This is a genomic window from Aeromonas sp. SE22, assembly GCF_038739755.1.
GTDB classification, from domain to species: Bacteria; Pseudomonadota; Gammaproteobacteria; order Enterobacterales; family Aeromonadaceae; genus Aeromonas; species Aeromonas jandaei.
Window position 1 is genome coordinate 431375 of record NZ_JBCGFD010000001.1, and the last position, 13333, is coordinate 444707.

The 13333-nt window shown below is 58.9% G+C and carries 11 protein-coding genes; all 11 read left to right on the plus strand.

Annotation, left to right across the window (positions count from 1 at the left end; genetic code table 11):
• Nucleotides 1-63: 63 nt before the first annotated feature.
• The 11 genes from AAHA39_RS01920 to AAHA39_RS01970 all read left to right on the plus strand — a co-directional run bounded on the left by AAHA39_RS01920 (nt 64) and on the right by AAHA39_RS01970 (nt 13300).
• Nucleotides 64-2580 (plus strand): DNA translocase FtsK, encoded by a 2517-nt coding sequence (locus tag AAHA39_RS01920; protein WP_209298706.1) that lies wholly within the window; start codon nt 64-66, stop codon nt 2578-2580.
• A gap of 80 nt (nt 2581-2660) precedes the next feature.
• On the plus strand, nt 2661-3269 hold the full coding sequence (lolA, locus tag AAHA39_RS01925; RefSeq protein WP_033115213.1) for an outer membrane lipoprotein chaperone LolA: 609 nt from the start codon (nt 2661-2663) through the stop codon (nt 3267-3269).
• The gene (locus AAHA39_RS01930; protein ID WP_320656064.1) at nt 3269-4606 is read left to right on the plus strand and encodes a replication-associated recombination protein A; all 1338 of its coding nucleotides are present in this window, start codon (nt 3269-3271) and stop codon (nt 4604-4606) included. Before lolA ends, AAHA39_RS01930 begins: the two co-directional genes overlap by 1 nt.
• A 289-nt stretch (nt 4607-4895) precedes the next feature.
• Nucleotides 4896-6191, plus strand: a complete 1296-nt coding sequence (gene serS, locus AAHA39_RS01935) for a serine--tRNA ligase (RefSeq protein WP_017785405.1) — start codon at nt 4896-4898, stop codon at nt 6189-6191.
• Nucleotides 6192-6378: 187 nt separating this feature from the next.
• Nucleotides 6379-6867 (plus strand): CvpA family protein, encoded by a 489-nt coding sequence (locus AAHA39_RS01940; protein WP_033115174.1) that lies wholly within the window; start codon nt 6379-6381, stop codon nt 6865-6867.
• Nucleotides 6868-6888: 21 nt separating this feature from the next.
• Nucleotides 6889-8409 (plus strand): amidophosphoribosyltransferase, encoded by a 1521-nt coding sequence (gene purF, locus AAHA39_RS01945; RefSeq protein WP_033115175.1) that lies wholly within the window; start codon nt 6889-6891, stop codon nt 8407-8409.
• A 195-nt stretch (nt 8410-8604) separates the two neighbouring features.
• Complete coding sequence (gene miaE, locus AAHA39_RS01950; protein ID WP_041207487.1) at nt 8605-9363, plus strand: tRNA isopentenyl-2-thiomethyl-A-37 hydroxylase MiaE; 759 nt, start codon at nt 8605-8607, stop codon at nt 9361-9363.
• A gap of 299 nt (nt 9364-9662) precedes the next feature.
• Nucleotides 9663-10307, plus strand: coding sequence for an adenylate kinase (adk, locus tag AAHA39_RS01955; protein WP_041207488.1), 645 nt, complete (start codon nt 9663-9665; stop codon nt 10305-10307).
• Between the two features lie 98 nt (nt 10308-10405).
• Entirely contained in the window at nt 10406-11380 is a 975-nt protein-coding gene (hemH, locus tag AAHA39_RS01960) for a ferrochelatase (RefSeq protein WP_320656063.1), read from the plus strand.
• Between the two features lie 34 nt (nt 11381-11414).
• Nucleotides 11415-11807 carry an MAPEG family protein gene (locus AAHA39_RS01965; protein ID WP_236763544.1) on the plus strand — a complete coding sequence of 131 codons (393 nt, stop codon included), beginning with the start codon at nt 11415-11417 and terminating at the stop codon, nt 11805-11807.
• A 188-nt stretch (nt 11808-11995) separates the two neighbouring features.
• Nucleotides 11996-13300: an inosine/guanosine kinase gene (locus tag AAHA39_RS01970; protein ID WP_033115180.1), complete on the plus strand. Its 1305-nt coding sequence runs from the start codon at nt 11996-11998 to the stop codon at nt 13298-13300.
• Nucleotides 13301-13333 lie beyond the last annotated feature (33 nt).

Genomic DNA, 13333 nt, shown 5'->3' on the forward strand with positions numbered 1-13333 from the left:
CTTTTCGGGGATACTAGGCCCCCTTATTTCCTGCATTACATGTTTTCAGAAAGGAGCCGGAGTTTGGCCGATAAAAAGCTGTTTACTCCTTTATCAGGTACACAACGGATCTTCGAAGCCGTCTTGATCGCCATCACCCTGATGGCCGCTTATCTTCTGCTTGCCCTGTTGTCCTATCATCCCGCCGATCCCGGTTGGTCCCAGACCTCGTGGGAAGGGGAGGTCAAGAACCTCGCCGGCAGCGCAGGCGCCTGGCTTGCCGATATCACCATGTTTACCTTTGGTGCCTTCTCCTATCTGGTTCCGCCACTGGTGGTGCTGTTGGGCTGGAGTCTCTTCTGGCGGCCAAGCCGTCTGCTCGATGTGGATTACCTCACCCTCGGGGTGCGGATCATCGGCTTTATCCTGACCGTGCTCGGCATGTCGGCCATCGCCAGCATGAACTTCAACGATCTGCAGAACTTCTCCGCCGGTGGTCTGGTAGGGGATGTCATCGCCTCCGCCGTGGTACCGCTGTTTGGCGGTGTGGGTGCCAACCTGATGCTGCTCTGCTTCGTGGCAACCGGCATTACCCTGTTTACCGGCTGGTCCTGGCTCACCATCGTCGAGCGCATCGGTGCCGCCTGCACCGGCTCCGTCAGTGCCATCTACCACTTCCCGGGTACTCTGGGTCGCTGGTTGACCGGCGGCTGGCGTCAGCCTCGCGTTGAGGGACCGGATCCCCTGCTTGAAGGGGGCGTGGGCGCCATCGAACTCGATGAAGAGGATGAGGACGATCCCCACAGTAACTGGGGTCGCCGCGCCAAGGGCAAAAACCAGAAAGGCTCCAAGGAGGAGTGGTTGCCTGAACTGGACGACGACACCTTCGAGTTTGACCCGCAGTTTGATGATGAGGACGACGAACCTGCACCGGTGGTCAAGGCCAAACGGCCAGCCCCTGCCAGCACGCGTCGCCAGAGCGCCCTTGCCGTCGCCGATGATGAGGACGATGAAGATCTCGACCTGCCGTGGGCCGAGGGCGAGGATGCAGCGGTTGCACCTGTCGTTGCCATGCCGACCAAGCCCAAGCGCCGCGTACAGGCCAACCTGCCGCCGCTGCCGAGTCTGGAGCTGTTGGACCGTCCACCCGCCAAGACCCAGATGATGAGCAAGGATGAGCTGGATCGGATGGGCCGTCTGGTGGAGGCCAAGCTTGCCGATTACAACGTGCAGGCCAAGGTGGTCGGCGTCTATCCGGGCCCGGTCATCACCCGTTTTGAACTGGATCTGGCGCCTGGCATGAAGGCGAGCAAGATCACCAACCTGTCCCGCGATCTGGCCCGCTCTCTGTCGGCCAGCAGCGTGCGGGTCGTCGAGGTGATCCCGGGTAAAACTTATGTCGGGATCGAGTTGCCCAACCGGGTGCGCCAGACCGTCTACCTGCGCGAGACCCTCGACTGCGATGCGTTCCGCGATAGCCGCAACCCGCTCACCATGGGCCTGGGTCAGGATATCGCCGGTGAGCCGGTGGTGGTGAACCTGGCCAAGATGCCGCACCTGCTGGTGGCCGGTACCACGGGTTCAGGTAAGTCGGTGGGGGTGAACACCATGATCATCTCCATGCTCTACAAATCTTCGCCGGACGATCTGCGCTTCATCATGATCGACCCCAAGATGCTGGAATTGTCGGTCTACGAAGGGATCCCGCACCTCCTGACCGAGGTAGTGACCGACATGAAGGATGCCGCCAATGCCCTGCGCTGGTGTGTGGGCGAGATGGAGCGTCGCTACAAACTGATGTCGGCGGTCGGGGTGCGCAACCTCAAGGGCTACAACGACAAGGTACTGGCGGCCATCGAGGAGGGGGATCCCCTGCTGGATCCGCTGTGGCGTCCGGGCGACTCCATGGATCAGACGCCGCCGGAGCTGGAGAAGCTGCCCCATATCGTGGTGGTGGTGGACGAGTTTGCCGACATGATGATGATCGTCGGCAAGAAGGTGGAAGAGCTCATTGCCCGTATCGCCCAGAAAGCGCGGGCGGCCGGTATTCACCTTATCCTTGCGACCCAGCGTCCGTCGGTGGATGTCATCACCGGTCTTATCAAGGCCAACATCCCGACCCGTATCTCGTTCCAGGTGTCGAGCAAGATCGACTCCCGTACCATCATCGATCAGGGCGGCGCCGAATCTCTGCTCGGCATGGGTGACATGCTTTACATGCCGGCCGGTACTTCCAACCCGACCCGGGTACACGGCGCCTTTGTCGATGACCACGAGGTGCACAAGGTAGTGGCGGACTGGAAACTGCGCGGCGAGCCGAACTACATCGACGAGATCCTTTCCGGTGAATCAGGCGGTGAAGGTGGTAGCGGCGAATATGGCGGTAGTGACGATGAAGAGCTCGACCCCCTGTTTGACGAAGCGGTCGCCTTCGTGGTGGAGTCGCGCCGTGGCTCGACCTCCAGCGTGCAGCGCAAGTTCAAGATTGGTTACAACCGGGCTGCTCGTCTCATCGAGCAGATGGAAAATCAAGGCATTGTGAGCGCCCCGGGTGGCAACGGTCAGCGCGATGTGCTGGCGCCGCCGCCGGTGCGGGACTAAGGCCCACCCTTTTACTGTTATCCTGGCCATGCCCCTCACGGGCGTGGCCTTTTATCGAGATGGTCGTTATGAAAAGCATGATGAAAAAACAGCTGTTGATCGGATCCATGCTGCTGGTTGCCAGCAGCCAGGTGTGGGCCGACGCGGCCAGCGATCTCAAGCAGAAGCTGGCAAGTGTCAGCCTCTTCTCCGCCAAGTTCTCCCAGACTGTCTACGACAGCAAGGGCAAGGAGCTGCAGCGCGCCAGCGGTGATCTGGTGGTACAGCGTCCCAACCATTTCAACTGGCATACCACGGCGCCTGACGAGAGCCTGATCGTGGCCGATGGCAAGGATGTCTGGGTATATGACCCCTTCGTCGAGCAGGTGACCGCCCTTAAATTGAAGGATGCGGTGCTCAACACTCCCTTCGTGCTCATCACCGGCAATGACGACAAGCTGTGGAAGAACTACGACGTGACCCAGCAGGGGGATGTCTACACAGTCACCAGCCGTGATCCGAGCGAGCTTATCGCCTCCTTCCGTGTCACCTTCGATCGCGACAACAACATCAGCCGCTTCGATGTGAAAGAGGCGCAGGGGCAGTGGACCGAATTTACCCTCAATAACTTCAACCGCAAGCCGGTGCTCAAGGGCAACGAATTTGTCTTCAAGATCCCGAAGGGGGTCGAGCTGGATGATCAGCGCTGATGAGCAATCTCTCGCTGGATTTCTCGTCGGACTTTCGTCCGCTGGCGGCCCGGATGCGGCCGCAAAACCTCGACCAGTACATAGGTCAGCAGCATATCCTGGGGCCTGACAAGCCCCTGCGCAAAGCGATCCTGGCCGGTCACTGCCACTCGATGATCCTGTGGGGACCACCCGGGACCGGCAAGACCACGTTGGCGGAGCTGATGGCTCACTACTGTCAGGCGGAAGTGGAGCGACTCTCGGCGGTGACCTCCGGCATCAAGGAGATCCGCGCCGCCATCGACAAGGCCAAAGAGAACAGCTGGCGCGGAGTGCGCACCATCCTCTTCGTGGACGAGGTGCACCGCTTCAACAAGAGCCAGCAGGATGTGTTCCTGCCCCACATCGAAGATGGCACCATCACCTTCATCGGTGCTACCACCGAGAACCCTTCGTTCGAACTCAACAACGCGCTGCTCTCCCGGGCCCGGGTCTATCTGCTCAAGCGATTGGAGGAGGAGGACATCCTCGCCATGATCGATCAGGCGATGCAGGATCCCCGCGGTCTCAATGATCCGGCCCTTGCCTTTGCCCCTGGCGTCAAAGAGGCACTGGCCAAGGCGGTAGATGGCGACGGGCGCAAGTCCCTCAACTATCTGGAGCTGCTGGCTGACATGGCCGAGCTTGATGGCAGCGGCCACAAGCTTATCGACAGCGCGCTGCTTGCCGCCGTGGCGGGGGAACATGTGGCCCGCTTCGACAAGGGGGGGGATCACTTCTACGACCTCATCTCGGCAGTACACAAATCCATTCGCGGCTCGGCGCCGGATGCGGCGCTCTACTGGTATGCCCGTATGGTGAGTGCCGGCTGCGATCCGCTCTATATTGCCCGCCGCTTGCTGGCGATTGCCTCGGAAGATGTGGGCAATGCCGATCCGCGTGCCATGCAGGTGGCGCTATCTGCCTGGGATTGTTTCCACCGCATCGGATCGGCGGAAGGGGAGCGGGCCATCGCCCAGGCGATCGTCTACCTTGCCTGTGCGCCCAAGAGCAATGCGGTCTATACCGCCTGGAAGGCAGCGCTCAATGATGCCAAAAACCTGCCCGACTTCGAGGTACCGGTGCACCTGCGCAACGCACCGACCCGTCTGATGAGCGATCTGGGCTATGGCGCCGAGTATCGTTATGCCCACGACGAACCGGGCGCTTACGCCGCAGGCGAGGAGTATTTCCCGCCCGAGCTTGCCGGCAAGCAGTACTATCAGCCGACTGATCGTGGCCTTGAAAAGCAGATCGGCCAGAAGCTCGATTATCTGCATGAGCTCGATCGACAGAGCCCGCAAAAACGGGGCCGATAGTCCCCCATTTGGGCCAGCAGAATGAAAATTGGTCAGACACCGGAATAATTGGGGTGTTTGACCCCACAAGTTGGCAAAAACGACCCAAATAGTCCCTGTTCGGGCAGGGGGGCGGTCTGCTACACTGCCCCTCTGACCCCGTTGGTTTCGGCCTGATACCATCTTCTTGATTTCGAAGGCCTGACTCTCAAAACGACGGGGGCGCCAACCGATGTTAACTTCCGGATCTGTTTTCCCGCCCGTCATGATGACTCAGGCCCAGATCCCTTTTACAAAAAGTAGGTAACCCATGCTGGATCCCAAATATCTGCGCAGCGACATCGACGAAGCTGCCGCTCGTCTGGCGACACGTGGCTACGCTCTTGACGTAGCGGCTGTCAATGCTCTGGAAGAGAAGCGCAAGGATCTGCAGTCCCGTACTCAGGAGCTGCAGGCCGAGCGCAACGCCCGCTCCAAGTCCATCGGTGAGGCTGCCCGTCGCGGTGAAGATGTTGCTCCGCTCAAGGCTGAAGTGACCAAGATCAACGACGAGCTGGAGACCAGCAAGGTTGAGCTGGATGCTTTGCTGGCCGAGCTGAAAACCATTGCCGATGCCATCCCCAACCTGCCGAGCGAAACCACCCCGGTTGGTCGTGACGAAAACGACAACGTGGAAGTGCGTCGCTGGGGTACCCCGCGTCACTTCGACTTCCCGGTACGCGATCACATCGATCTGGGTGAAGCGGCCAAGGGCGTTGATTTCAAGAACGGCGTCAAGCTCTCCGGTTCCCGTTTCGTGGTGATGAAGGGCCAGATTGCCCGTCTGCACCGCGCCCTGGCCCAGTTCATGCTGGATCTGCACACCCTGCAGCACGGTTACACCGAGTGCTACGTGCCTTATCTGGTCAACCCGGACAGCCTGTACGGTACCGGCCAGCTGCCGAAGTTCTCCCAGGATCTGTTCAATACCGGTATTGACGGCGAAGGGGAGGAAGAGGGCAAGGTGCGCAAGTTCTCCCTGATCCCGACTTCCGAAGTGCCGCTCACCAACATGGCGCGCGACGAAATCTTCGAAGAGCAGGAGCTGCCGATCAAGATGACCGCTCACAGCCCGTGCTTCCGTTCCGAAGCTGGCTCTTACGGTCGTGATACCCGTGGCCTCATCCGTATGCACCAGTTCGACAAGGTCGAAATGGTACAGCTGGTTCACCCGGAGAAATCCTGGGAAGCGCTGGAAGAGATGGTGGGTCACGCCGAGAAGGTGCTGCAACTGCTGGAGCTGCCGTATCGCGTGATGGCGCTCTCTACCGGTGACATGGGCTTCTGCGCTGCCAAGACCTACGATCTGGAAGTGTGGCTGCCGGCCCAGAATACCTACCGCGAGATCTCCTCTGTCTCCAACTGCACCGACTTCCAGGCGCGCCGCATGCAGGCTCGCGTGCGTGTCGATGGCAAGCCGCAGCTCATTCACACCCTGAATGGCTCCGGTCTAGCTGTAGGCCGTACTCTGGTGGCGGTGATCGAGAACTACCAGCAGGCAGATGGCCGTATCGCCATCCCGGCTGCGCTGCAATCCTACATGGGCGGCCTGACCCACATCGGGTAAGCGCCCGTTGCAGACGACAACGCCATGGCCATGCCATGGCGTTGTGCATTCTGGCGCCGGTCAACCGTTTTTATCGTGAATAAAGCTGCGTTTCCGGCGCCTCTTTGAACATGTAACACAATTTTATCAAGCATTGCGCAATCGTTTTTGTTAGACTGCGCCGCAATTTCGCAGGACATCTTTTTCTATGGTCTGGATTGATTACGCCATCATCGGCATTGTCGGTTTTTCTGCACTCATCAGCCTGGTGCGCGGCTTCGTCAAAGAGGCCATGTCTCTCGTCACCTGGTTCGTTGCCTTCTTTATTGCCAGCCATTTCTATCCTGATCTCGCCGCCTATTTTACCTCTTTCTCCGATGCGCTGGTGCGCAACGGTCTGGCCATCGCGGCCCTGTTCGTGGCAACCCTGATCCTGGGCAGCGTGGTGAACTACGTGGTGGGTCTGCTGGTGGACAAGACGGGGCTCTCCGGTACCGATCGGGTGCTCGGGGTCTGCTTCGGCGCAATTCGCGGGGTACTGATCGTCAGTGCCCTGCTTTTTTTCATGGATACCTTCACCAGCCTCTCCCAGAGCGACTGGTGGGCGGCATCCAAGCTGGTGCCGGAGTTCAAGCCGGTGATCCAGTGGTTTTTCGGGTTCATGCTGAACTCTTCGAGTTTTCTTAAACAGGTATAGCGACTTCGAGGTAGCAAATACATGTGTGGTATTGTCGGTATAGTAGGCACCACTCCCGTCAATCAGGCCCTCTACGACGCCTTGACGGTGTTGCAGCACAGGGGACAGGATGCCGCCGGGATTGTGACCATTGACAGTGGGAACTTCCGGCAACGCAAGGCCAATGGCCTGGTCAAGGACGTGTTTGAAGTGCGCCACATGCAGCGCCTGCAAGGGAACATCGGCATCGGTCATGTCAGATATCCCACCGCAGGCAGCTCCAGTGCCGCAGAAGCCCAACCTTTTTATGTCAACTCTCCTTACGGGATCGTGCTTGCCCACAACGGCAACCTGACCAACGCCAAGGAGCTCAAGGAGCAGCAGTTCCGCGTCGCGCGTCGTCACATCAACACCACTTCGGATTCCGAAGTGCTGTTGAACGTGCTGGCTCACGAGCTGGACCGTTGTGACAAGATGGCGCTGGCGCCTGCGGACATCTTCGCTGCGGTGCGCAAGACCCATCAGCAGATCCGCGGTGCCTATGCCGTGGTGGCGCTGGTCATTGGCCACGGCCTCATCGGGTTCCGTGATCCCAACGGCATTCGCCCGCTGGTCCTCGGCCGTCGTCAGGATGAGCAGGGGCAGGTGGAGTACATGCTTGCCTCCGAGAGCGTGGCGCTCGATGCCATCGGTTTCGAGACGGTGCGTGACATCGCGCCGGGAGAGGCCATCTACATCACCGAGCAGGGCCAGCTCTTCTCCGAGCAGTGCGCGGAGAACCCGCAGATGAGCTCCTGCATCTTCGAATATGTTTACTTTGCCCGTCCCGATTCGTGCATCGACAAGGTGTCGGTCTACGCCGCCCGCCTCAATATGGGTCGCAAGCTGGGTCAGAAGATTGCACGCGAGTGGGAAGATCTCGATGTGGACGTGGTCATCCCCATCCCCGAGACCTCCTGCGACGTGGCACTGGAGATCGCCCACACCCTGGATCTGCCATACCGTCAGGGTTTCGTGAAAAACCGCTATATCGGCCGCACCTTCATCATGCCGGGTCAGACCCAGCGCAAGAAGTCGGTTCGCCGCAAGCTCAACGCCATCAGCTCCGAGTTCAAGGGCAAGAAGGTGTTGCTGGTGGATGACTCCATCGTTCGGGGTACCACGTCCGAGCAGATCATCCAGATGGCCCGTGAAGCAGGGGCTGCCAAGGTCTACTTCGCTTCGGCGGCACCGGAAATCCGCTTTCCCAACGTCTACGGTATCGATATGCCCACCGCCAACGAGTTGATTGCCCACGGCCGCGAAGTGGAAGAGGTGTGCAAGCTTATTGGCGCTGATGGCCTCATCTTCCAGGATCTGGAAGATCTGGAAGCGGCGGTGCGGGAGATCAACCCCGAGCTGCGCCACTTCGAGACCTCGGTATTCAATGGCCACTATGTCACTTCCGATGTGGATCAATCCTATCTTGACCACCTCAATGCCCTGCGTAGCGACGACAGCAAGGCTGTGCGCGAGTGGCAGGAAGGGACCAGCAATCTGGAAATTTTTAACGAAGGTAGTTAAACGTTTTCCTTCTAGCTGGTGTGCATAACGCAATGGGAGCCTTGGCTCCCATTGTTGTTTTTGCTGGGAGGTGACGAAAGGGGAGAGATGGCATCTGTTTGAAAAAACAGCGCTTATCTTGCCAGATATGGGCATGCAACGGCTGATCCGCTAGCATAGGGCCACTTTTCTCATACGCCTTTAACGAGAGTTCAGATGGATGATCTGCTAGCCCCCGTGCGCCAGTTCTTGCAGTGTGAAACCCCTGACGAGTGGGTGGAAATGGCGCGGGATCCGGCCCGTTTGCCAACCCTGCTTATCGATCACGCCAACTGTGAAACCAAGGCTGCACTCACTGCACACAGTCTGGTGCGCCGCTACTGCCTGCCCAAGGGAAAGCGTCATCTGCTGCCCAAACTGGAGTTTTATCGCGAGCTGGACGCCATTCCGGAGAAGGCCGAGATCCTGGGCAAGCGCACCATGGGCGAGTCTGATCGCTCGGTCTTTGCTGAACTTGAGCGCAATCCGCTGCTGTTTCCCATGGTGCGGCTCATTCAGGAGGAGTTGCACCACTTCGAGCAGGTGCTGGAGATCATGCAGGCCCGCGGCATCGAATATGGCCCGGTCACCGCTTCTCGCTATGCCCGGCAACTGATGCAGCATGTGCGCACCCATGAGCCCGCCACCATCGTCGACAAGATGATCATCGGTGCCTATATCGAGGCGCGCTCCTGCGAGCGTTTTGCCAAGCTTGCCCCCCATCTGGACGAGGAGCTGGGGCGCTTCTACGTCTCCCTGCTGCGCTCCGAGGCGCGCCACTATCAGGATTACCTCGCGCTGGCCGAGCAGTATGCGGGGGAGGACATCAGCGAGCGGGTTGCCTATTTTGGCAAGCTGGAAGCCGAGCTTATCTCGTCGCCAGACCCCCAGTTCAGGTTTCATAGCGGCCTCCCTGTCACATCTGACAGTTGTTGACGCACAGGAGGCGCAACTACTATTGCGCTGTTCCTACTACGAGCGACAAGTAGTTACTTTTGAGCGCAATTCCCGGCCTTGAGCCGGGATTTTTTTATCCCCGTCATCAGCTCACTGTCAGCACTCCTGTTGAATTTTCACTCACTTTTCCCGTAAGCCCGTCAATTTGTATGGCGTCGTGTCGCCGTTTTTTATGGCGATAAAGTGGCCATTCAGGCGGCGCGAGCTTGTAGAAACGGGCGAAACCGTGTACTTTTTTGCCTTCGCAAGATTTGAATAACCAATCAATAGGAGCGTGTATGCGCATTGTTCTGTTGGGGGCTCCGGGCGCCGGCAAAGGTACCCAGGCTCAGTTCATCATGGAAAAACACGGTATTCCCCAGATCTCCACCGGCGACATGCTGCGTGCGGCGATCAAAGCGGGCACCGAGCTCGGTCTGAAGGCCAAAGCCGTGATGGACGCAGGTCAGCTGGTCTCTGACGACATCATCATCGGTCTGGTCAAGGAGCGCATCGCTCAGCCGGATTGTGCCAAAGGCTTCCTGTTGGACGGTTTCCCGCGCACTATTCCTCAGGCGCAAGCCATGAAGGATGCCGGTGTCAACGTTGATTTCGTGCTGGAGTTCGATGTGCCGGACGAAGAGATCGTCAAGCGCATGAGCGGCCGTCGCGTTCACTCCGGCTCTGGCCGTACCTACCACGTGGTGTTCAACCCGCCGAAAGTGGAAGGTAAAGATGACGTGACCGGCGAAGATCTGGTGATCCGTGCCGACGACGAAGAGACCACAGTGCGCAAGCGTCTGGATGTATACCATCAGCAGACTGCTCCGCTCATCGGCTTCTATGGCAAAGAGGCGGAAGCGGGCAATACCCGTTACGTCAAGATCGATGGCACCCAGCCGGTTGATCTGGTCAGCAAGCAGCTTGCCACCATTCTGGGCTAAGCGTTACTGCCGGCACAGTCCCCTGGGCCATCAGGCAAATGATAAAAAGGGCCCAGCGGGTCCTTTTTTGCATCATGACAGATAGACAGGAAGCCAATGTGACCACGAAAACCGGAATCTTGCTGGTCAATCTGGGTACCCCAGCCGCCCCCACTACCTCCGCCGTCAAAGCGTTTCTCAGCCAGTTTCTGCACGATCCCCGGGTCGTCGATCTGCCACGCTACCTCTGGTGCCCGTTGCTCCACTTCATCATTCTGCCAACCCGCTCGCCCAAGGTGGCCAAGCTCTATCAGCAGGTGTGGACCGAGCAGGGTTCGCCACTGATGGTGATCAGTAAACAGCAGCGGGCTGCGCTGGAGCAGGAGCTCAAGCGTGAAGGGGTCGATGTACCGGTCGAGCTAGCCATGACTTATGGTTCTCCTTCGCTGGAGGAGGGGTGGCAGGCACTCAAGGCCAAGGGGGTCAACCGGGTGATCCTGTTGCCGCTCTATCCGCAATATTCGGTCAGTACCACGGCATCCGTGTTCGATGCCTGGGGCCGGGCGATGAAGCATGAGCGCAACCTGCCCGTGGTGCGGCTCATTCGCGATTACCATGCCCACCCCGAATACATTCAGGCACTGGCGATGAGCGTGCGTCGTCACTGGGAGCAGCATGGCCGGGGTGAACATCTGTTGATGTCGTTTCACGGTATCCCCGAGCGCTACGAGCAGGAGGGCGATCCCTACGGTCATCAGTGCCGCCATACCGCATCTCTGTTGGCCGATGCGCTCGGGCTGGAGGCGGGACAGTGGACCGCCAGTTTCCAGTCGCGCTTTGGCAAGGAGGAGTGGCTCAAGCCCTATACCGATGAGACGGTGGGTGGCATGCCTGCCCGAGGCATCAAGCGACTCGATGTGATCTGCCCGGCCTTTGCCGCCGATTGCCTTGAAACGCTGGAGGAGATCCAGGTGCAGAACAAGGAGATCTTCCTGGCTGCAGGTGGCGAGGAGTTTGGCTATATTCCGGCGCTCAACTGCGATCAGGCCCATATAAGGATGATGGTCTCGCTCATTTGCCGTGAATTGGCATGAGTGACCGACAGTCAGTTAAACAAGGAGTCGAGTCATGGTACATATCACGCTGATCTACGCAGGCTTGCTGGGGCTGCTGTTTCTGGGGCTCTCTGCCTGGGTGGTCAGACGCCGCGCCCAGTTCGGGGTGATGATAGGGCAGGGGGAGGCCCCTGAGTTGTTGGCGGCGATCCGGGCTCACGGCAACTTTGCCGAGTACGTACCGCTAACCCTGTTGCTGATGGCCCTGAGTGAAATGGCCGGTGCCAGCGCACTCTTGCTGCATGCCGGCGGCATCATGCTGCTGGTTGGTCGCGTACTGCATGCCATTGGCATACAGATCCCGCGAGCACCCAATGTGCCCCGTTTCGTTGGCACCTTGCTGTTCTGGCTATCCCTCGGGCTGTTCTCCGGGTTGACCCTTTTTCACGGCTTGATCAACGGGTGAATCCTCCCTTTGGATCGCATGTCAAAAACCGCCCGCTTTCGGGTGGTTTTTTTGTGGTTAAATGGCAAACGTTTTTCCTCGCAACCCTTGTCTATACTGACTCCATTATTTAAACAGAGCGACTTTTCGGTGCGACAGATTGTGTTAAAATCCCGCCCCTCTTTCCCCCAGAGCACAAGAACATTGCCATGAAATTTCCCGGTCAGCGCAAGTCCAAACACTACTTTCCTGTGGATCGTCGTGATCCCCTCATCTCCCAGAGTGCGGTGCTTTCGGAGCGGGGCAAGGCCTATGTGGTCGGGATTGACCAGACGCTGGTCGACATCGAAGCCCATGTCGATCTGGCGTTTCTCGAGCGTTATGGCCTGAGCCGTGGCCACTCCATGCTCATCTCCGATGAAGTGGCCGAGCAGATCTACGACGAGCTCAAGAGCAATAACATGGTAGTGAGCGAATTTGCTGGTGGCACCATCGGCAACACCATGCACAACTACTCGGTGCTGGCTGATTCCCACTCCATCCTGCTTGGCGTCATGAGCCAGGATATCCGCATCGGCAGCTACGCCTATCGTTACCTCTGCAATACCTCTTCTCGCGTCAACCTCGACTACCTGCAGCCGGTAGACGGCCCGGTTGGTCGCTGCTTTACCTTCATCACTGAAGGGGGCGAGCGCAGCTTTGGCATCAACGCCGGCAAGATGGATCATCTGGATGTCGAGCACATCCCCGAAGAGATCATCAAGGAGTCCTCCGCGCTGGTCATCACTGCCTATCTGGTGCGCGGTGAAGATGGCACTCCCATGAAAGATGCCGCAATGGCCGCTGTGCGTTATGCCCGCGAGGCTGGTGTGCCGGTGGTGCTGACTTTGGGTACCCGTTTCGTCATCGAGTCTGACCCCCAGTGGTGGCGTGACTTCATCAGCGAAAACGTCACCGTGCTCGCCATGAACGAGGAGGAGGGCGAGGCCCTGACCGGTTTCTCCGATCCGCTGGCCGCAGCCGACAAGGCGCTTGACTGGGCTGACATGGTGCTTTGTACCGCCGGTCCGGTGGGGCTCTATATGGCTGCCTACACCGAAGATGACTTCAAGCGCGAAACCACCTTGCCGCTGCTGCCCGGGGTTATTCCCGAGTTCAACATGTACGAGTTCAGCCGCCCCATGGCGCGCGCCAAGTGCCGCAAGCCGGTGCGGATCTACTCCCATATCTCTCCCTACATGGGCGGGCCTGAGAAGATCAAGAACACCAACGGGGCAGGGGATGGTGCACTTTCCGCCGTGCTGCACGACATGGTGGCCAACTCCTATCACCGGATGAATGTGCCCAACTCTGCCAAGCACATCTCCGAGTTCCTCACCTACTCTTCGCTCTCTCAGGTGTGCAAGTACGCCAACCGGGTGAGTTACGAGGTGCTGGCCCAGAGCAGCCCGCGTCTCTCTCGCGGTCTGCCGGAGAAAGAGGACAGTCTGGAAGAGGTTTACTGGGAGCGTTGATCCCGAATTGTTGCAAAACACCGCCATTGGCAG

Excerpts from the sequence above, each read along its gene's own strand:
- adk (WP_041207488.1), top strand. The coding sequence starts at position 9,663 with ATGCGCATTGTTCTGTTGGGGGCTCCGGGCGCCGGCAAAGGTACCCAG.
- serS (WP_017785405.1), top strand. The coding sequence starts at position 4,896 with ATGCTGGATCCCAAATATCTGCGCAGCGACATCGACGAAGCTGCCGCT.
- lolA (WP_033115213.1), top strand. The coding sequence starts at position 2,661 with ATGAAAAAACAGCTGTTGATCGGATCCATGCTGCTGGTTGCCAGCAGC.
- AAHA39_RS01930 (WP_320656064.1), top strand. The coding sequence starts at position 3,269 with ATGAGCAATCTCTCGCTGGATTTCTCGTCGGACTTTCGTCCGCTGGCG.
- purF (WP_033115175.1), top strand. The coding sequence starts at position 6,889 with ATGTGTGGTATTGTCGGTATAGTAGGCACCACTCCCGTCAATCAGGCC.
- AAHA39_RS01970 (WP_033115180.1), top strand. The coding sequence starts at position 11,996 with ATGAAATTTCCCGGTCAGCGCAAGTCCAAACACTACTTTCCTGTGGAT.
- AAHA39_RS01940 (WP_033115174.1), top strand. The coding sequence starts at position 6,379 with ATGGTCTGGATTGATTACGCCATCATCGGCATTGTCGGTTTTTCTGCA.
- miaE (WP_041207487.1), top strand. The coding sequence starts at position 8,605 with ATGGATGATCTGCTAGCCCCCGTGCGCCAGTTCTTGCAGTGTGAAACC.
- AAHA39_RS01965 (WP_236763544.1), top strand. The coding sequence starts at position 11,415 with ATGGTACATATCACGCTGATCTACGCAGGCTTGCTGGGGCTGCTGTTT.